The 19781-nt window shown below is 69.8% G+C and carries 16 protein-coding genes; 8 read left to right on the top strand and 8 right to left on the bottom strand.

Translation table 11 applies throughout. The features are described from left to right. Positions 1–19 precede the first annotated feature (19 nt). A complete protein-coding gene (locus tag G5B46_RS14385; RefSeq protein ID WP_240903491.1) occupies positions 20–787 on the top strand; it encodes a Crp/Fnr family transcriptional regulator in 768 nt (255 codons plus the stop codon). Here the strand turns inward: G5B46_RS14385 and treF are convergent. The 6 genes from treF to ligD all read right to left on the bottom strand — a co-directional run bounded on the left by treF (position 784) and on the right by ligD (position 10442). Beyond that, positions 784–2373: an alpha,alpha-trehalase TreF gene (gene treF / locus G5B46_RS14380; protein ID WP_165259653.1), complete on the bottom strand. Its 1590-nt coding sequence runs from the start codon at positions 2371–2373 to the stop codon at positions 784–786. The two genes, G5B46_RS14385 and treF, sit on opposite strands and share 4 nt — an antisense overlap. A 94-nt stretch (positions 2374–2467) precedes the next feature. Beyond that, a complete protein-coding gene (locus G5B46_RS14375; RefSeq protein ID WP_165259651.1) occupies positions 2468–5041 on the bottom strand; it encodes a TonB-dependent receptor in 2574 nt (857 codons plus the stop codon). A gap of 59 nt (positions 5042–5100) precedes the next feature. After that, positions 5101–6204: a FecR domain-containing protein gene (locus G5B46_RS14370; protein ID WP_240903490.1), complete on the bottom strand. Its 1104-nt coding sequence runs from the start codon at positions 6202–6204 to the stop codon at positions 5101–5103. After that, a complete protein-coding gene (locus tag G5B46_RS14365) occupies positions 6201–6710 on the bottom strand; it encodes a sigma-70 family RNA polymerase sigma factor (RefSeq protein ID WP_165259649.1) in 510 nt (169 codons plus the stop codon). Before G5B46_RS14365 ends, G5B46_RS14370 begins: the two co-directional genes overlap by 4 nt. Before the next feature lie 80 nt (positions 6711–6790). Beyond that, positions 6791–7816 (bottom strand): acyltransferase, encoded by a 1026-nt coding sequence (locus G5B46_RS14360; RefSeq protein WP_346764931.1) that lies wholly within the window; start codon positions 7814–7816, stop codon positions 6791–6793. A gap of 40 nt (positions 7817–7856) precedes the next feature. Beyond that, positions 7857–10442 carry a DNA ligase D gene (gene ligD / locus G5B46_RS14355; protein ID WP_165259647.1) on the bottom strand — a complete coding sequence of 862 codons (2586 nt, stop codon included), beginning with the start codon at positions 10440–10442 and terminating at the stop codon, positions 7857–7859. A 168-nt stretch (positions 10443–10610) separates the two neighbouring features. Here ligD and G5B46_RS14350 point away from each other — a divergent pair, with 168 nt between their 5' ends. The 6 genes from G5B46_RS14350 (at position 10611) to G5B46_RS14325 (ending at position 17276) form a co-directional block, all read left to right on the top strand. After that, on the top strand, positions 10611–11426 hold the full coding sequence (locus G5B46_RS14350; RefSeq protein WP_165259645.1) for a fumarylacetoacetate hydrolase family protein: 816 nt from the start codon (positions 10611–10613) through the stop codon (positions 11424–11426). A gap of 61 nt (positions 11427–11487) precedes the next feature. Next, a complete protein-coding gene (locus tag G5B46_RS14345) occupies positions 11488–12762 on the top strand; it encodes an MFS transporter (RefSeq protein WP_165259643.1) in 1275 nt (424 codons plus the stop codon). A 117-nt stretch (positions 12763–12879) separates the two neighbouring features. Beyond that, complete coding sequence (locus G5B46_RS14340) at positions 12880–13950, top strand: oxidoreductase (protein ID WP_240903488.1); 1071 nt, start codon at positions 12880–12882, stop codon at positions 13948–13950. Beyond that, positions 13947–14438, top strand: coding sequence for a heme-degrading domain-containing protein (locus G5B46_RS14335; protein ID WP_165259641.1), 492 nt, complete (start codon positions 13947–13949; stop codon positions 14436–14438). Before G5B46_RS14340 ends, G5B46_RS14335 begins: the two co-directional genes overlap by 4 nt. Positions 14439–14640: 202 nt before the next feature. Then, complete coding sequence (locus G5B46_RS14330; RefSeq protein ID WP_165259639.1) at positions 14641–16413, top strand: gamma-glutamyltransferase family protein; 1773 nt, start codon at positions 14641–14643, stop codon at positions 16411–16413. Between the two features lie 263 nt (positions 16414–16676). Next, positions 16677–17276, top strand: a complete 600-nt coding sequence (locus G5B46_RS14325) for a hypothetical protein (RefSeq protein ID WP_165259637.1) — start codon at positions 16677–16679, stop codon at positions 17274–17276. Positions 17277–17347: 71 nt separating this feature from the next. Here the strand turns inward: G5B46_RS14325 and gatA are convergent, their stop codons facing one another. Continuing rightward, complete coding sequence (gatA, locus tag G5B46_RS14320) at positions 17348–18820, bottom strand: Asp-tRNA(Asn)/Glu-tRNA(Gln) amidotransferase subunit GatA (protein ID WP_165259635.1); 1473 nt, start codon at positions 18818–18820, stop codon at positions 17348–17350. After that, complete coding sequence (gatC, locus tag G5B46_RS14315) at positions 18820–19107, bottom strand: Asp-tRNA(Asn)/Glu-tRNA(Gln) amidotransferase subunit GatC (protein WP_116488863.1); 288 nt, start codon at positions 19105–19107, stop codon at positions 18820–18822. The genes gatA and gatC overlap by 1 nt, the downstream gene beginning before the upstream one ends. A gap of 149 nt (positions 19108–19256) precedes the next feature. On the opposite strand from gatC, the gene ruvX reads away from it, so the two are divergent. Then, positions 19257–19739: a Holliday junction resolvase RuvX gene (ruvX, locus tag G5B46_RS14310; protein WP_165259633.1), complete on the top strand. Its 483-nt coding sequence runs from the start codon at positions 19257–19259 to the stop codon at positions 19737–19739. The last annotated feature ends 42 nt before the right edge of the window (positions 19740–19781 follow it).

Genomic DNA, 19781 nt, shown 5'->3' with positions numbered 1-19781 from the left:
GAACTCAGGAGCGGCGATTATGGACTCTTCCGCGAACGCCGCCACCGCTGGCGCTTCGAATGCGGCGGGCTTCGGCGATCAGGCCTCCCGCCTGCAGGCCCTCGCCGGCTGCCGCCTGCTGCGCCACATGGCCCCGGCCGAGGTCGAGGCGCTGGTCTCGCGCATCGAGATCCTGACCGTTCGCCGCGGCGCGCGGCTGGTGCAGCGGCATGATCCTGGCGGCGCGATCTACGTCGTCGTGCAGGGCCTGCTGCTGGTGAACCAGTATGCGCGCTCGGGCCGCGAGGTCGGCTATCGCCGCCTGCAGCCGGGCTCCTATTTCGGCGAGATCGCCGCCATCGACCGCCTGCCCCGCTCGGCCAACGTCACGGCCCTGACCGAAGCCGTCGTCGGGCGCCTGCCCGAGCCGCTGGTGGCCGAGCTGATGGCCGGCTCGCCCAACTTCACCCGCGCGGTGATGGAGGACCTGGCGGCCATGGTGCGGGCGCTCAGCAGCCGAGTCTTCGAACTGAACGCCGTCTCGGCCCCCTGCCGCGTGCAGATGGAACTGCTTCGCCTGGCCACCGACGTCGGCATCGAGGACAACCGCGCGGTGCTGGCCCGCGCGCCCACCCACGCCGAGATCGCCGTCCTGGCCGGCGCCCAGCGCGAGGCCGTGACCCGGGAACTGAACCGCCTGGAGACCCGCAACCTGATCGCCAAGCAGGGCCGCACCCTGACCATCCTCGACATCGACGGCCTGGTCGCCGAGATCGAGCGCCTGGGCGGGGACGAGCCGGAGCTCTAGTTCCCGCTCTCCTGCAGCGCCCGCGTCACGCCGTTGGTCCAACCGAAGCCGTCTTGCAACGGGTACTCCCCGCCCCCGCCGGCCTTGGCTTCCTCGACGTCGTACTTTTCCAGCATCTTGCCGCTGGCGCGGTACTCCCGCTCGACCGTCGCCAGCCAGCGGCTGGAGACCTCGGCGGCCAGCGCGCTTTCGCCGTAACGACGCAGGCCCGCGACCGCGACCCACTGCAGCGGGGCCCAGCCGTTGGGCGTGTCCCACTGCTGGCCGGTGCGGCGCGTGGTGGTGCGCAGGCCGCCGGACGCCAGCAGTTGCGCGCGCGTCGCGCTCGCCACCGCCTTGGCCTGCTCCGGCGAGGCCGCCCCGACGAACAGCGGATAGAGGGTGGCGGCGCTCAGGGCGTCGATCCGCTCGCCGCCGGTCCAGAGCCAGTCGAGATAGACCCCGCGCGAGGCGTCCCACAACACCGCGTCCATCGCCGCCTTGCGCGCCTTGGCGCGGGCGTCGAACTCGGCGACGCAGGCCGCGTCGGCGATGCGGGCGCAGCCGGTCGAGATGGCGCCTTCCAGGCCGTACATCAGGGCGTTGAGGTCGACGGGAACGATCGCCGTGGTGCGGATGGTCTTCAGGTGCTCGCCATCGGCCATCCAGCGCGAGGAGAAGTCCCAGCCGCTCTCGGCCCCGGCCCGCAGGTCGCGGAACACCTCGGCCGGCGGACGGCCCGTGGCCAGGGAAGCCTCGCGGGCGGTCTCCAGATCCTCGCGGTAGGATTCGTCGCGCGGCGTGACGCGGTCGTCGTAGTAGCGGTTCAGCACCGCCCCGCCCGGCAGGGCGACGACACGGCGATAGGCCTTGCCGGGGGCCAGCGTCTTCTCGCCGTCCATCCAGAAGGCGTGCTCGCGCCGCATCAGGTCGACGCGCGCCTTGACCACCGCCGGGTCGCTCGCTTCGGAAAGGCCGACCATGGCGTAGAAGAACGGCGGCTGCGAGCGGCTGAGATAGTAGGTGCGCGCGCCGTTGGGGATGTGGCCGTAAGCGTCGATCAGGCCGCCGAAGTCGTCGATCATGCTCTCGACCAGGTCCGCCCTGCCGTCGAGCTTCAGGCCCAGCATCGTGAAGTAGCTGTCCCAGTAGTAGATCTCGCGAAAGCGGCCGCCGGGCACGACGAAGGGCTTGTCCATCGCCAGGGCCGAACCGCCAGCCACCGGCTTGACCGGATCGCGGGTCAGGTGCGGCCACAGCTGCGCGACGTGAGCCTTCAGCGTGGTGCGCTCGGCGCTGGGCGCGGGAGCCGCGCCGGCCTCGGGCACGACGAAGTTGGCGCGCACGAAGCGCTTCAGCTCGGCGTCGGTGAAGCGGGCATGGGCGCGATAATCCTTGAGGATCGCGGCCGGGTCGCGCCTGGGCGTGGCGTCCACGAAGGTCTTGCCGTCGGGAAACAGCCGCCGGATCTGCACCTGGTGGAAGAGCTCCTGGTAGGTGTCCGCGGGCGTTGCGATTTCCGCCGCCGGCGCCTGGGCCATGGCGAACGGCGCAAGGACCGTCCAGGCCGCTGCGGAAACGACGGCGAGCAGGCGAGCGCGGATCATTCGGGGCCTCACGACAGAAAAAAGGACGCGGACCGGCAGGGAGGAAAGCCGGCCCGCGCGCAGGAACCGTTGCAGGACAGAACCCGCGAAGGCCTCAGAAGTTGTAGCCGACGCTCAGGCGCACCGAGCGGCCCAGGATCGGCCGGGCGTTGGCGCCGCTGGTCGAACGCGGATCACCTTCCGTCAGGCCGTGGCTGTCGGTGAGATTGTCGCCGGCGATCTGCACGTCGAACTGGCCGACCCGGAAGATCGCGCCGAGATCGAGCTTCTCGTAGCCCTTCAGCACCTGGGTGTTGGCGTTGTCGCCATAGCGGTCGTCCACGGCGCTGAGCGTGCCGTAGAAGGTGGCGTCGACCGCGCCCAGCTGCACGTCCCAGCTGGGCGTGAAGCGGATCTGCCAATCAGGCTGGCGCTGGGCGCTGTTGCCCGCGTTGGCCGGGATCGAGGACTGCTTGATCTCGGTCTTCTGGAAGGTGCCGTTCAGCGCCAGCGACAGGCCGAAGTCCGACCGCCAGCGACCGTCGAGCTCGATGCCGTGGGCCTTGTTGGTGTTGCTTTCCTGGATGCCGCCGACGTCGGCGAACTTGGCGCCCTTGAACTCGTTGGCGAAGCCGGTGGCGTACAGTTCGAACGGCCCGCTGCGCAGCTTGTAGCCCAGCTCGTACTGGTCGACCTTCAGGGTGTCGGTCAGGTTTTCGCGGAAGTTGTCGAAACTGGGGAACTTGTAGCCCCGCGAATAGCGCACGAAGACGCCCGAGACGTCGTTGAGGTCGTAGTTTGCGCCCACCGTGTACGAGGTCTTGCTCTGGCTGTAGTCGGTGGTGCGGATGGCAAGGCCGTCGGGATAGCCGTTGCCGTCGTCGACCACGTAGTCGGTCTTGAAGCGCTCGCGGCGCACGCCCAGGTCGATGCGAAGAGCTTCCGTGGCCTGCCAGGCGTCAGCAAGGTACAGCGCGTCCACCCGCCCGTCGCCGGCCGAGACCAGGCCGTAGTTCCAGCACCCCGAACCGCTGCCCGCCGTCGCCAGGTTGGCGCAGGTGACGCTGGCGGCCAGGTAGTCGCCGTTGGCCTTCACCTGCATCGGGCGGAAGTTGCCGATGGTCCAGAAGTCGTCCGACGAGAAGCTGGAGGCGTAGTAGCCGGCCGAGAGCTCGTGGGTTCCGAGGGTCTTGGAGACGCTGAAGTCGTTGGTCAGCGCCTCGATCTGCTTCTCGACGATCCAGGCGCCCCAGTTCTGGACGTAGGCGCCCGAGCCCAGGGTCGCGCCGCCGCGCGTGGTCACGGCCGAGCCGGTCACCGCGGCCACGGAGGCCGCCGTCACCGCTCCGCCGTCGGGCACCAGGCCGTAGGTGTTGGCGTCGCCCTTGGTGAAGCTGAAGCGGTCGCGCACCGTCCAGCCGTCGCCGAACTCGTGCTCGAAGCTGCCGCCGGCGACATAGCCCTTCCAGCCCCGCCCGTCGGCCAGGTCGAAGCTGCGGGTGGTCCCGTCGGCGTGGACCTGCAGGGTCTGGTGGCGCGAAAGCTCGCCGATCTGGGTGTAGGTCCCCTTGTCGACGCCGGGCACGTTGATGGCGAACGGCAGGTACCAGGCGCCGTGGTCGTCGGTGGCGCGGGCGTAGAGGTTGATCTTGCCGTTCTCCAGCTTCTTGGTGAGGTTCACCGTGAACTGCTGGCCCTTCTCGCTGTCGAACTGGGTGTCGCGAACGCCCGGTGAGCGGGCGACGTAGCCGCCCACCATGAAGAACAGGTCGTCGGCCAGCTTGCCGCTGACCACGCCGTCGATGCGGCGCAGGCCGTAGTCGGAGGTCGAGGCCTTCACCAGGCCCTTGGTCTCCTCGCCGCCCTCCTTGAGCATGAAGTTGGTCGTCAGGCCCGGCTGGCCATTGGAGAAGATCGGGTTGGGACCGCCGCGCAGGGCCTCCATCCGCGAGATCGTCTCGTCGACGCGGAAGATCGACGAGTTCTCGAGGAACGACAGGGTCGACGGCGGATAGATCGGCGCGCCCTGCAGCTGGATGGTCAGGAACTCGGCGTCGCCGGTGGCGGGAAAGCCGCGCACGAAGACGTTGGCGCCGGCCACGCCGCCCGAGGTCTCCACCCAGACGCCCGGCACCAGGGCCAGGAGCTCGGCGCTCGACTTGGGCGAGGCCTTGGTGATGTCGGCGGCGTTGACGGTGCTGACCGCGAAGCTGGCCGACAGCTTGTCGATGCCCGCGCCGCCGGGGGTGCCGACGACGATGACCTCTTCGACCTCGGCCGGCGCTTCGGGCTGGGCCGGAGGCTCGGCCGCGACGGCCGGGGCGGCCTGGGCCGTGGCGCTGGCGGCGACCAGCAGGCTGCGGCCGCGGATGGCGTAGACGCCGCTGGCGGTGGGCTGGGCCACCATGTCGGAACCAGCCAACAGGCGCTTGAGGCCCTCTTCGGCCGAATAGCCGCCCTTCAGGCCGGCACTGCGCTTGCCGCGCAGCTGGGTCTCGTCGAAGGCCAGCTGCTGGCCCGACACGCGGCCAAAGGCCCGCAGGGCGCCGCCCAGGTCCTGGGCCGGAATGTCGAAGCTGTAGGTCGCCCGCGCCTGGGCGTAGCCGGCGGTCGGCGCGATCAGGGCCGCCAGGACGGCGGCGGCGGTGGTGGAGCCCCAGACGAGGCGGCGGTCGAAGCTCTTGCGCATCACTTCCCTCCCTCGCGCCGATCATTGTTCTTTGGCGGCGCTTTGGTCAGTGAGACGCCTCAGTCGGCGGAAGACTCACCAGCGCCGCTGATCTTTTTTTGTCCGCCGTCACTTTGCCCCCTGGCGATCCGCAGCACCGTCTCGCCCGAAGACGGCTCGGCCCGCACCGGCAGCACGGCCGTGACGCCGTCGATGAAGGCCCGGGTGTCGCCCGAGGTGAAGACGCCGCTGATCTTCAGCCGGCCCACCGCAGGATCGGCGATCCGCAGCTTCTCGCGAGCGTAGCGGTTCACCCGCTCGACGGCGAGGTCCATGGGTTCGTCCTGGAACACCAGCTGGCCGCTCTCCCACGAGGCCGCGCGCGAGGGGTCGGTGGCCGACACCACGGTGGCGTCCGAGGTCGTCGAGGCGACCAGTTCATGGTCGGGCGTCAGCAGGCGTTCGGCCGGCGCGCCGTCGACCTTCAGCGACGGCGGCGGACGGCCGCGACCGCCCTCCCCGTCCAGCACGGCGACGTGGCCCTCATAGAGCACCACGCGCATCTGGCCCGGCAGGCGCTCGACGCTGAACGTCGTGCCGGTGGCGACCACCAGCTTGCCGTCGGCCGCCACCGAGAACGGCCGCAGCGGGTCCTTGGCCACCGAGAACTTGGCGCGCCCTTCGTCCAGCCACAGCCTGCGCCTACCGCCGTCGTAGCGCACGCGCAGCACGGTGGCCGCGTCCAACGACGCGCGCGACCCGTCGGGCAGCTCGACGATGCGACGCTCGCCCTCGGTGGTGCGATAGACGTCCGGCAGGCTGGCGCGCCAGGCAAGACCGCCGCCGGCCAGGGCCGCCACGAGGCAGGCGGCGACAGCGCCGCCGATCACCGCGCGGCGTCCCGGCTTGCGCGACCACCGCGCCCGCTGGGCCCGGCGCAGGTCTTCCAGCGCCTCGCCGCGCAGGGCGACCATGCCGGGGCTCATCGCCTGCTCGTCCACCGCCCGCCATGCCGAGACGGCGTCGTCCAGCAGTTCGCGATGCTGCGGATCGGCGGCGAACCAGGCTTCCAGCTCGCGCTGCTCGACCAGCGACAGCTCGCCTTCGGCCAGCCGCACGCACCAGGCGGCAGCCGCGTCCAGCGCTTCCTCGGCGGCCGGATTGCTCATGTCGGGCCCGCTCATTCCCCGGCCCTCGTACGCTTGGTCAGGTGGCCCATGGCCTTGAGGATATGCTTCTGCACGCCGCTGGTGGTCATGCCGTACAGTTCGGCCAGCTCGGCCTGCTTCATGCCTTCCAGCCTAAACAGCAGGAAGATGGCCCGGGTGCGCTCGGGCAGTTCGCGCAGGGCGTCGGACACCTCGCCAAGACGCTCGCGCCCCATCAGCACGCGCGCGGGATCCAGGGGCTCCAGATCCAGCGGCTCGGCGCGGATCGCCGCGCTGTAGCTGGACCGCACGCGCTCGCGCCGCGCCCGGTCGCGCAGCAGGTTGGCGGCCATCTGGAAGATGTAGGCGTCGGCGTTGTCCATCGTCCGCTCGCCGTCGCTCAGGGCCAGCTTGGCGAACAGTTCCTGGGTCATGTCCTCGGCGTCGCTGTGGCTGGCGGCGCGGCGCATGAAGAACGCCATCAGCGCTGGCCGATAGCGCCGATCCAAGCTCCCCAGGTCCTGTTCACTCTTGGCCCGCACGGTCCGTCTCGACAGCTTTCCCGGAGTGCATGACGCACATCCTCGCCGGATGCACACCAGCGGGCGACGATTTTCTCGCCTCAGGTTCCGGTCAGTCGCTTGAGACGGTTGCGCAGCGGGGTTTCCACCCAGCGCCAGGCCGCCCAGGAGGCGGTCGGCAGCACGAAGAAGGCCAGGACGCAGAACCACAGCGGCAGGTCGCGCTTCCAGCCGTCGGGATAGATCGAGATCATCAGGTACCAGAAGGCCCAGTGCAGGGCGTAGAGGGGGTAGGACACCCCACCCAGCCGCTCGCACAGCTTGGCCAGCCGACCGCCGGGATCGTAGGCGCCCATCAGCACCAGGGCCGGGAACAGCAAGGTGGTGCAGGCGAAATCGTAGAGGCCGTTGGCGATCCGCGTCGGCCAGACCGGCAGCACCAGCACGATCAGCAGCAGCGCCGCCGGCAGCCAGGTCTTGCGGGCGGCAAAGCTGGCCCGATAGCGCCAGCACATCCAGCCGATGGCGAACGGATAGGCCGCGCGCAGCACGCCCAGGCCGAAGGTCGCCTGGTCCCAGCCGGTCTGCAGCCCGCCCATGCCCAGCGCCACGAACAGCAGGGCCGCGCCGGCCAGCAGTACGAACATCACCACCGCCGTGTCGGGCGCGCGCCGCACCGGGAACCAGGCCAGGCTGACCAGCACCTCCAGGCACAGCGACCAGGCCAGGGGATTGAAGGGGAACAGCGACGGAAAGGTCCCCGCCTCCATCGGCGCGAACTTGGGGATCAGCAGCAGGCCCTTGGCGAAGTCGATCCAGGTCTCGGCGTCGCCCTTGCCGGTCAAGAGCGCGCCGGCGACCGTGGCGATGGCCAGCATCGGCCAGACCCGCACCCAGCGGGCGACCAGGTACTTGCCGAACCCCATGCGGCGCTGCTCGAAGGCGTGGGCCAGCACGAAGCCGCTGAGGCAGAAGAAGAAGTCGACCGCCAGATAGCCGTGGCCGAAGTGCCCGCGCCGACCCGACCAGTCGGCGATGTGGTAGAGCAGCACGCCCAACGCCGCGACGCCGCGCAGCCCGTCCAGGGCGGTGTAGCGTCCTTCGTCCCTGGTCGTCGCGATCGTCACCCGATGGTGGTGTCACGATGCGGGGGCATGGGGCAACCCCTTACCCCAGCCGCTTGATCGCCGCCTTCAACGGCTTGGCCGCCTCCGCATAGTCGGCCCACGCCGTGCTCCTGGCGATCAGGTCGGGCGCGGTGCGGATCGTGAACCGCGCCGGATCCAGGCCCGCCCTCACCTGCGTCCAGTTCAGCGGCATCGACACCGTCGCGCCCGGACGCGCCCGCGCCGACAGCGGAGCGACCGCCGTGCTGGTGCGGTCGTTGCGCAGATAGTCGAGAAAGATCCGGCCCGCCCTGGCCTTCTTGCTCATGGCGATCAGGTAGCGGTCGGGCTCGTCGGCGGCCATGCGGGCGCAGACCTCGCGGGCGAAGGCCTTGGCCTGATCCCAGGCGACCTTGTCCGACAGCGGCGTGACCACATGCAGCCCCTTGCCGCCGGTGGTCTTGCAGAAGCTGGTCAGGCCCAGTTCCTCCAGCCGGTCGCGTATGTCGCGCGCCGCGGCGATCACGTCGTCGAACGTCACCTCCAGCGCCGGGTCGAGGTCGAAGACCAGCCGGCCGGCGGCTTCGGTGTCGTTGGGCCGGCAGTTCCACGGATGGATCTCCACCGCGGCGATCTGGGCCGCCGCGACCAGGGCCTCGACGCGGTCGAAGCGGATGTAGGGCTGGCGGTCACCCGACACCTTCACGGTCTCGATCAGCGACGACATCCCGCGCATGGCGTGGCGCTGGAAGAAGGTTTCGCCGTCGATCCCGTCGGGCACGCGGACCACCGAGGCGGGCCGTCCCTGGACATGCGGCAGCATCCATTCGCCGACCGCCTCGTAGTAGCGGGCCAGATCGAGCTTGGTCACCGGCTCGCCGTCGCCGGCGTCTGGCCACAGCGGCTTGTCGGGCTTTGAGATCGGAACGCCCAGCACGACGCTGTCGGACTTCGCGGTCGCCTTCGGCTTGGGCTCGGCCAGTTCGGCCTTGGTCGCCGGCATGGCGTCGGCCTCGACCTCGGACGCCGGCTTGTCCTCGCGCAGGCCCTTGAAGGCGGCCTGGCGGATCGCGCCCTCGCCGGTGAAGCCCGCATACTCGATCTCGGCCACCAGCCTTGGCTTCACCCAATGGATGTTGGCCGCGTCACGCGGCGCACCCTTGCCCTGGAACGGCGAGCGGTCGGTTTCCAGCGCCTTCAGCTTCGGCAGCAGCCTTGCGACCTTGTCCTTGCCAAAGCCCGTGCCGATGCGGCCCACATGCACGAGTTGGCCGTCGCGCATCACCCCGGCGATCAGCGAGCGGAAGGCGCTGCCCGTCGTCGTCCAGCCGCCGATGACCACCTCGTGGCCCGCGCGGCACTTGGCCTTGGTCCAGGTTTCGCTGCGACCCGAGCGATAAGGCGCATCCAGGCGCTTGGAAATGATCCCTTCCAGCTCCAGCCTGCAGGCCGACAGCAGCACCGCATCGCCCGCCGTCTCGAAATGGTCGACATAGCGCAGGCGCGGTTCGTCCTTTCCCAGCAGCGCCTTCAGTCGCGCCTTGCGCTCGCGCAGCGGCAGGCCGCGCAGATCCTCGCGGCCTTCGAACAACAGGTCGAAGGCGAAGAAGATGATCTCGTCCTCGCCTCCCTCGGCCAGCGCCGCCTGCAGGGCCGCGAAGTCGGGCTGGCCGGCCTCGTCCAGCACCACCGCCTCGCCATCGACGATCGCGTCGGGCAGATCGGCGGCGTCGGCGATCCCAGCGAACCGGTCGGTCCAGTCCAGGCCCTTGCGGGTGCGCAAGACCGCGCGGCCGTCCTCGACGCGCAGTTGCAGGCGATAGCCGTCGAACTTGATCTCGTGAGCCCAGCCCTCGCCCTGCGGCGGGCGCTCCACCGACTTGCAAAGCTGCGGCTCGACGAAGCGCGGCATGGCGACGGCGCTGGCCGCCTTGGCTTTCTGGGTCGGCGCGAAGCTGCGGGCCTCGGCGGCCTTGGCCCGCGATTTCCAGACCGCGTCGGCCTTGCCTCCGGACTTCAGGATGAAAGGCCTGGGCGCCCTGCCCTTGCCGGCCGCGATGTCGGCCATGGCGCGACCCGAGGCGATCGAGCGGTCCTCCTTCAGGACGGCCTCGCCTTTTCCCGGCTTGGCCGCCTCGTCCTGGTGCTTGATGAGCAGCCAGTTGGCGCGCCTGGCCTTTCCCCCCTTGGCCTCGCGGTCGTGCTTCATCCGCACCAGCACCCAGCCGCCGTGCAGGCGCTCGCCCTCCAGCACGAATTTCAGCTCGCCCTTCTTCAGCGCCTTGCCGATGTCCTCGAACCCGGGCTCGGGCGCCCAGTAGCCCCGGTCCCACAGCTGCACCGTGCCGCCGCCGTACTGGCCCTTGGGGATCACCCCCTCGAAGTCGCCGTAGTCGAGCGGATGGTCCTCGACCTCGACCGCCAGACGCTTGTCGGCCGGATCCAGCGACGGGCCGCGGGTCACCGCCCACGACTTCAGGACGCCGTCGACCTCCAGCCGAAAGTCGTAGTGCAGGCGGGTGGCGTCATGTTTCTGGATGACGAATCGCGGATGCGGCGCGGCCGCCACGGCGCGCTCGCCGCTGGGCTCGGCGGTCTTCCTGAAGTCTCGCTTGCGGCGATATTCGGTCAGTTGCGGCTGGGCCATCTTCCCGATCCCTCTCTGAAAACAAGAGTCTTCGAGCGCATGAACGGTTCCCCTCCGCGCCGTGACGTGTTTCAGTGGACCAATTGTCAATGACACCGGTTTCCATTAGAGACAGCGCAGGTCCGACGAACGGGCCAGCCATGAGTAAATCCAGGGAGGCTACGCGGCGTGACCGTTTCTGAGGCGCAAAGCGACCTATTCGCACCGGCGTCGATCGCCCCCCAATTCGTCGAAGCCCGCCAGAAGGGCGTTTCGGTTCCCGGCTATCCCGGCGGCGCCCTGCCCCAGTCGATGGCCGACGGCTACGCGGTGCAGGACATCGCCATCGACCTGTGGCCCGACGAGCTGGTCGGCTGGAAGGTGGGCCTGGTTCCCCCGCAGCACCGCGAGCGCCTGGGCGTCGATCGCCTGGCCGGCTGCATCTTTGCGAAGAACGTCTGGGATGCCGGCGCCGAGCCGACCCCGTTCCGCGCCATTTCCGGCGGTTTCTGCGCCGTCGAGGCCGAATTCATCATCCGCCTGTCCAAGGACGCCCCCGAGGGCAAGACCGAGTGGACGGCCGAAGAAGCCGCCGACTATGTCGGCGAGCTGATCCTGGGCGTCGAGATCGCCGGCAGCCCTCTGAAGACCATCAACGAGCTGGGCCCGCCCATCGTCGTCTCCGACTTCGGCAACAACGACGGCCAGATCCTGGGCCCGGTCATCGAGAACTGGCGCGAGATCGGCTGGGAAGCCATGCCGGCCGAGACCTTCGTCAACGGCGCCAGCGTCGGCAAGGGCGGCGCGACCTCGATCCCCGGCTCGCCCCTGGCGGCCCTGGCCTTCCTGCTGGGTCACGTCGCCTCGCGCGGCCGCCCGCTGAAGAAGGGCATGATCGTCACCACCGGCGCCAGCACCGGCATCCACGATGTGGCCGCCGGCGACGAGTCGACCATAAGCTTCGGCCCGCTGGGCGAGGTCCGCTGCAGGGCGGTCCCCGCCTGACGGCGGACCGCCGCGCAATAACGAACCAAAAACAAAGACTAGGGTAAGGAAGACGAAGTCCATGGACGTATCCGCGGCCCCTGCGCCGTCTGAAAAGATCGGGCGCTATCGCTGGGTGATCGTCAGCCTGCTGTTCGCGGCGATGGTCATCAACTATGTGGACCGGCAGACCATCGGCCTGCTCAAGCCAAACCTCTCCAAGGAGTTCGGCTGGAGCGAGGGCGACTACGCCGATCTCGTCTTCTACTTCCAGCTTTCCTACGCCATCGCCTACCTGGCGTGGGGCAAGATCATGGACAAGATCGGGGCCCGCTGGGGCTTCGGCATCGCCTTCGCCATCTGGCAGGTCGCCCACATCGCCCACGCCGGCGCGCGCGGCCTGTCGGGCTTCATCTTCGCCCGCATGGGCTTAGGCATCGGCGAGGCCGGCGGCTTCCCGGGCGGCATCAAGGCCGTGGCCGAGTGGTTCCCCAAGAAGGAACGCGCCTTCGCCACCGGCATCTTCAACGCCGGCACCAACATCGGCGCCATCGTGACGCCCCTCGTGGTGCCGGGCATCACCCTGGCCTTCGGCTGGCAGATGGCCTTCATCGTCACCGGCGTCGCCGGCCTGATCTGGCTGCCGATCTGGCTCCTGGTCTACCGCCGCCCGCGCGAGCACAAGAAGCTGGGCGCGGCCGAGCTGGCCCACATCGAGCAGGATCCGGCCGACCCGGTCGAGAAGATCGGCTGGGCCAAGCTGCTGACCAAGCGCGAGACCTGGGCCTATTCGATCGGCAAGTTCCTGATCGACCCGATCTGGTGGATGTTCCTGTTCTGGCTGCCCGACTTCCTGGGCAAGCGCTACGGCCTGGACCTGAAGACCTTCGGCCCGCCGCTGATCGCCATCTATCTGCTGAGCGACGTCGGCAGCGTCGGCGGCGGCTGGCTGTCGTCGAACCTGATGAAGCGCGGCTGGAGCATCAACGCCGCCCGCAAGACGACCATGCTGGTCTGCGCCCTGCTGGCCGTGCCGGTGATGTTCGCCTCGTTCGCCAGCAACGTCTGGCTGGCCGTGCTGATCATCGGCGTGGCGACCGCGGCCCACCAGGGCTTCTCGGCCAACCTCTACACCCTGCCCTCGGACGTCTTCCCCCGCGCCGCCGTCGGCTCGGTGGTCGGCATCGGCGGCATGCTGGGCGCGCTGGGCGGCATGGTGTTCTCCAAGTACATCGGCAAGGTGCTGGAGGACATCGGCACCTACACCCCGATCTTCGTGGTCGCCGGCACCGCCTACCTCCTGGCCCTGCTGGTCGTGCACCTGCTGAGCCCCAAGATGGAGCCGGTGAAGATCTGATCTTCGCCGCCCGCCTGAAATCGAGCCCCCGGACGCAGCCGCGCCGGGGGCTTTTTCGTTGTGCATTTCCCCCGCCGGCGCCGTGACCTCGCCGCGATCACGGCCTAGATTGGATGCATGACAACGTTGTCTCACACCACGACCGCCCCGCTCAACGTCGCCCTCATCGGCTACGGCTATGTCGGCAAGACCTTCCACGCGCCGCTGATCAGCGCCACGCCGGGCCTGGTGCTGCACACCGTGGTCTCGAGCGACCCGGCCAAGGTCGCCGCCGACCATCCCGAGGCCAGGGTGGTCGCCAGCCTCGACGAGGCCCTTGCCGATCCGGCTGTCGACCTGGTGGTGGTCGCGACCCCCAACGACCTGCACGCCCCGCAGGGCCAGGCGGCGCTGGCCGCCGGCAAGCACGTGGCGATCGACAAGCCGTTCACCGTCACCCTCGACGAGGCCCGCGCCCTGATCGCCTCGGCCGAGACCCACGACCGCCTGCTGTCGGTGTTCCACAACCGCCGCTGGGACGCCGACTTCCTGACCCTGAAGGGCCTGATCGCGGACGGCGTCCTGGGCGAGGTGACGCAGTACGAAAGCCACTTCGACCGCTTCCGCCCCGTGGTGCGCGACCGCTGGCGCGAGCGGGCCGGCCCGGGCGCCGGCGCCTGGTTCGACCTTGGCCCGCACCTGCTGGACCAGGCCCTGCAGCTGTTCGGCCAGCCGCTGGCGGTCAATGCCGACATCGGCGTCCAGCGCCAGGGCGCGGGCGCCGACGACTACTTCCACGTGACGCTGCGCTATCCGGCGCTGCGGGTGATCCTGCACGGCAGCCTGCTGACCGCGGCGGCCGACCTGCGCCTGGCCGTCCACGGCACGAAGGGCAGTTTCGTCAAGCAAGGCCTCGACGCGCAGGAGGATGCGCTCAAGCGCGGCCTGACCCCCGCCGACGAGGGCTTCGGCCTGGACCCCCGTCCCGGGACCCTGACCCGCGCCGAGGGCGACGTGCTGACCAGCCAGAGCGTCCAGGGCCAGCGGGGCGACTACGCGGCCTATTACGCCGGCGTCCGCGACGCGATCCTGACCGGCGCCGCCAATCCCGTGCCGGCCCGCGAGGCGCTGCAGGTGATGGAGCTCCTGGACCTGGCCGCCCGCTCGGCCGCCGAGCGCCGCGAACTGCCGGTCGAGGCCGCCCGATGAGCCACAAGGACGACCTGGACCGCATCGCCGCCCAAGAGGCCACGCTGGTCTTCCCGCGCTTCGACCTCGACACGGCCTGGGCGCTGGGCGCGGGCCTGCGCGACGCGGCCCTGGCCCGCAAGGCGCCGCTGGCCATCGACATTTCGCTGCGCGACCGGCCGCTGTTCCACGCCGCCCTGCCCGGCTCGACCGGCGAGAACGCCGACTGGATCCGCCGCAAGCGCAACACGGTGCTGCACTTCTCCAAGAGCTCGTACGGCGTCGGCCTGGCGATGGCGGCCAAGGGTGAGACGCTGGAGGCCAAGCACGGCCTGCCGACGCGGGACTACGCGGCCCACGGCGGCGGCTTTCCACTGCTGGTGAAGGGCCTGGGCTGCATCGGCGCGGTCACCGTCTCGGGCCTGCCTCAGCGCCAGGACCACGTGCTGGTGGTCGAGGCCCTGGCGATGATGCTCGGCAAGGAACTGGACGACCTGGCGCTGGGGTGACCCCCTCAGTCGCTCCGCGACAGCTCCCCCAGGGGGGGAGCATCTTGAAAGCGCCGGCGCTGATAGATCCTCCCCCTCTGGGGGAGGTGGCCCGAAGGGCCGGAGGGGGTTTCACCCCCGCCACCCACTTTTCGCGCACGGCCTAGCCTCCCCCGCCGACCGCCCCTAGAAACGGACTCGCCGCTTTCGTGGGGATATCGACATGCGCCGCCGCACCTTCTTCGCCGCCCTGCCCGCCGTCGCCCTGGCGGGGGAAGCCTTCGCGCAGTCGCAGATCCTGACCGGCCCCAACCCGAACCGTAAGCGCCCCGACGTGCATGGCGGCGACCGGGTTGACGGGGCCAGCTTCGCCTCGCGCTCGGCCGCCTGGGGCGTCCGCGGCGCGGCGGCCACGGCCCATCCGCTGGCGACCCAGGCCGCGATCGCGGTGCTGAAGAAGGGCGGCTCGGCGGCCGATGCGGCCGTGGCGGCCAACGCCATGCTGGGCCTGTGCGAACCGATCGCCTGCGGCATCGGCGGCGACTGCTACGTCCTGCTCTGGGACCCGAAGACCCGCAAGGTGGTGGGCCTGAACGGCTCGGGCCGCTCGCCCAAGGGCCTGTCGCTGGAAACCGTCCGCGCGCGCGCCAAGGACGGCAAGATCCCCTCCTACGGCGCGGTCAGCGTCAGCGTGCCCGGCGCGGTCGACGCCTGGCGGGCCCTGCACGAGCGCTACGGCAAGCTGAAGTGGGCCGACCTGTTCGAGCCGGCGATCGCCACCGCCGAGGAAGGCCACCCGATCACCCAGAACGTCGCCTACTATCTGGCCGGCAGCCACCGCCGCTTCACCAACCCGGCCTCCAACATCGAGGAGGTCGAGAACTTCAAGAAGGTCTGGGCGCCCGACGGCAAGCCCCCCGTCGAGGGCGAGATCTTCAAGAATCCGGCGCTGGCCCGCACCTATCGCATGATCGCCCAGGGCGGCGGCCGCGCCTTCTACGAGGGCGAGATCGCCGGCACGATCGAGGCCTATTTCAAGCGCATCGGCGGCTGGATGACCAAGGCCGACCTGGCGGCCCACCGCTCGGTCTGGACCACGGTTCACACCACCGGCTATCGCGGCGTCGACGTCCACGCCCTGGGCGACAACACCCAGGGGCTGGCCACCCTGCAGATGCTGAACATCCTCGAACAGTTCGACGTGGCGGGCATGGGCTTCCAGTCGGCCCAGGCCATCCACCACGCCGTCGAGGCCAAGCGCCTGGCCTATGAAGACCGCGCCCGCTTCTACGCCGATCAGGACTTCTACAAGTCGCCGATCGAGTGGCTGATCTCCAAGGACTACGCCAAGGAGCGCGCCAAGCTGATCCGCCCCGACAGGATCTGGACGCCGAGCTATCCGGGCGCGGCGCCCAGCAAGGGCGACACCACCTACTTCACCACCGCCGACAAGGACGGGATGATGGTCTCGATCATCCAGTCGAACTATCGCGGCATGGGCTCGGGCCTGATGCCCGACGGCCTGGGCTTCATGTTCCAGGACCGGGGCGAGCTGTTCGCCCTGACCGACGGCCACCCCAACGTCTACGCGCCCGGCAAGCGCCCCTTCCAGACGATCATCCCGGGCTTTGCGACCCGCAAGGGCGAGCCGTGGCTCTCCTTCGGCGTCATGGGCGGCGACATGCAGCCCCAGGGCCAGACCCAGATCATCAGCAACATGGTCGACTTCGGCCTGGGCGTGCAGGAAGCCGGCGACGCGCCGCGCTGGCACCACGGCGGCTCGCCCGAGCCGACCGGGATCGCCGCCGAGGACATCACCGCGCTCGACCTGGAAAGCGGCGTCCCTGCCGCCACGCGCAAGGCCCTGGAAGCGATCGGCTGGACCCTGAAGACCGACATCGGCGGCTATGGCGGCTACCAGGCCATCGAACGCTGGCCCGGGCGCTACGCGGCGGCGACCGAGATGCGCAAGGACGGCGTGGCGCTGGGGTACTGATGGAGATGCTCCCCCAGAAGGGGGAGCTGTCGCGGAGCGACTGAGGGGGAAGTCGCTGCTGCAGTTCAGGGCGCACTTGCCTCATCGGCGACTTCCCCCTCCGGCCCTTTGGGCCACCTCCCCCTTCGGGGGGAGGATCGTGGCAAGCGCCACAAGAATTGCGACCTGAATCCGGCAGAAACGGCGCCATTCTGGGTCGGCAGGAACCGCGTTCGAAACCTCCCGTTACTTATCCCGACAAGGATAAGCTGAGGAGGATCCAAATGCCTGCCTTGAACCTCGATGGTCCTGAACCCGCGATCGCTAATGCTGGCGACGGTTCGGCGCTGTTTCCGCAAGCCCCCGTCTATGCCCGCACCTCGACGCGCAAAAAGAAGTCTTCCAGCAACCTGCCGCTGTTGATCGGCGCGCCGGTCGCCATCGCCGCCGTCGGCGCCCTGGCCTGGGGCGTGATGAGCAACCAGGCCCAGGCTCCGGCCTCGTCGGGCGAAAGCCTGCAGGTGGCTGAGGCTGAACCGGTGGCCACCCCGGCGCCCGCGCCGACGCCGGCGCCGATGCCTGAACCGGCCGCCGCCACGCCCGCTCCCGCGCCGGCCGCCCGCGTCGAGGTCGCTCGCGCCGAACCGCGCCCGGCGGCCCGTCGCGCCGCTCGCCCGACGCCGGTCGAGACCGCGCCGTCGGCCGACGAGGCCTCGAGCAACGTCAGCGCCACCGTCCCGGCTCCGACGCCCGCGCCGGCGCCCGCCGCTCCGGCCGCGATCGTCGCCGAACCGGCCCCGCTGGCCGTGCCGGCGCCGACCCCGGCCCCGGCTCCGCAGGCGCCGGTCCCGGTCGTGCCAGTGACGCCGAACACGCCGCAGTAACGGCCTGAAACGACGAAGGGCGACTCCATCGCTGGAGCCGCCCTTTTCCTTGGGTCCTAGCTTTCGCTAGTTCACCACCACTTGTCGGCCTTGGCCGTGAAGCCGGCGGCCTTTTCGATGGCGCCAGCCACCGAGAACACCGTGCCTTCGTCCAGCGGCTTGCCGATGATCTGCAGACCCAGCGGCAGGCCGTTGGCGTCGAGACCGGCCGGCAGCGACAGGCCCGGCAGGCCCGCCAGGTTGGTCGTCACCGTGAAGACGTCGTTCAGGTACATGGCGATCGGGTCGCTGGAGTTCTCGCCCAGGCCGAACGCCGCCGAGGGCGCGGTCGGGGTGAGGATGGCGTCCACCTTCTGCCAGGCGTGGTCGAAGTCCTCGGCGATGCGGCGACGCACCTTCAGGGCCTTCAAGTAGTAGGCGTCGTAATAGCCGGCGCTCAGCACGTAGGTGCCGATCAGGATGCGGCGCTTGACCTCGTCGCCGAAGCCGGCGGCGCGGGTGTTCTCGTAGATCTCGGCGAGGTTGGCGCCCTCTTCACGCAGGCCGTAGCGCATGCCGTCGTAGCGGGCGAGGTTCGACGAGGCTTCAGCAGGCGCGACGATGTAGTAGGCCGGCAGGGCGTACTTGGTGTGCGGCAGGCTGATCTCGACGATCTCGCAGCCGGCTTCCTTCAGCCAGGCGACGCCGTCGTCCCACAGCTTCTGGATCTCGGCCGGCATGCCGTCGACGCGGTATTCCTTCGGCACGCCGATGCGCAGGCCCTTGATCGACTTGCCGACGAACTGGGTGAAGTCCGGCGTGGCGACGTCGAGGCTGGTCGAGTCCTTGGGATCATGGCCGCTCATCGAGTTCAGCAGCAGGGCCGCGTCCTCGACGGTCTTGGCGATCGGGCCGGCCTGGTCCAGCGAGCTGGCGAAGGCGACGACACCCCAGCGCGAGCAGCGGCCGTAGGTCGGCTTGATGCCGACGGTGCCGGTGAAGGCGGCCGGCTGGCGGATCGAGCCGCCGGTGTCGGTGGCGGTGGCGCCCAGGCACAGGTCGGCCGCGACGGCCGCGGCGCTGCCGCCCGAGCTGCCGCCCGGCGTCAGGGCCTTATTGCTGTCCTTGGCGCGCCAGGGGTTGGTGACCGGGCCGAAGTAGCTGGTCTCGTTCGACGAGCCCATGGCGAACTGGTCGAGGTTCAGCTTGCCCAGCATCACCGCGCCGTCGCGCCACAGGTTCGACGTCACCGTCGACTCATAGGCCGGGACGAAGTTCTCGAGGATCTTCGAGCAGGCCGTGGTGCGCACGCCCTTGGTGCAGAAGAGGTCCTTCACGCCCAGCGGCGCGCCGTCCAGGGGTCCTGCCTCGCCCTTGGCGCGACGCGCGTCCGAGGCGGCGGCCATCTCCAGCGCCTGCTCCGGGGTTTCCAGGATGTAGGCGTTGAGGCCGCGCGCGGCTTCGACGGCGTCGATGTGCGCCTTGGTCAGTTCGACCGAGGTGAAGTCCTTGGCGGCCAGGCCGTCGAGGGCGCCCTTCAGGGTGAGCTTGGTCAGAGCGCTCATTATTCGACCACCTTGGGCACGACGAAGAAGTTGGAGACGGTCTTGGGCGCGTTGCCGGTCACGACCTCAGGCTCGCCGCCCATGGTCACGACGTCGTCGCGCAGCGGCAGGCCGGCGGCCACGACGCTGGTCAGCGGCTCGGCGCCGTCGGTGTCGACCTCGGCCAGCTGCTCGATCCACGTCATGATCCCGTTGAGCTCTTGCGTCAGAGCTTCGATGCGCTCTTCGGGTTCGGCGATGCGGGCGAGCCGGGCGACCTTGCGGACGGTCGCGGCGTCGATGGCCATGGGGCCTTCTCCAATAGCAATGCGGTCGTCCGCGTTCACGGACAGTCGAGGGGTGGGTTACCCGCCCAGCCTTGTCTTTGACAAGCCCGACGGCTCGCGCACGGGGCTTTTCCTCGCCTGAAGGCCCGCGAAGCGCTAGAAGCCGCCTCATGCCCGTTCTCGACATCGAAGCCTTCGCCGCCGCCATTCCCGACTACAAGCCGGTCATCGGCCTGGATCCGGGGGAGAAGACCATCGGCGTGGCCGTGTCCGACGTGACGCTGACCGTCGCCAGCCCGCTGACCGTGATCCACAAGACCAAGTTCACCCAGGACGCGGCGGCCCTGTTCGACATCATCGACTACCGCAAGGTCGCCGGGATCGTCATCGGCCTGCCGGTCAACATGGACGGGACCGAAGGCGTGCGCTGCCAGAGCAACCGCGCGCTCGCCCGCAACCTCCTGCGCCTTCGCCCCGACCTGACCATCACCTTCTGGGACGAGCGCCTGTCGACGGCGGCGGTGACCCGCGTGCTGATCGACGAGCACGACGTCAACCGCAAGCGCCGCGGCGAGGTCGTCGACAAGATGGCCGCCGGCTGGATCCTGCAGGGCGCGCTGGAGCGGATGCGGGGTTTGCGGGGAGAGGGCTGAGCCCCTCACTCTCCCATCCCCTCCCCCCATGGGAGAGGTGAA

The organism is Caulobacter sp. 602-2 (genome assembly GCF_011043625.1).
GTDB lineage: Bacteria > Pseudomonadota > Alphaproteobacteria > Caulobacterales > Caulobacteraceae > Caulobacter.
Note: the sequence above shows the minus strand (reverse complement) of the source record. Positions and strands in the feature narration are given on the sequence as shown.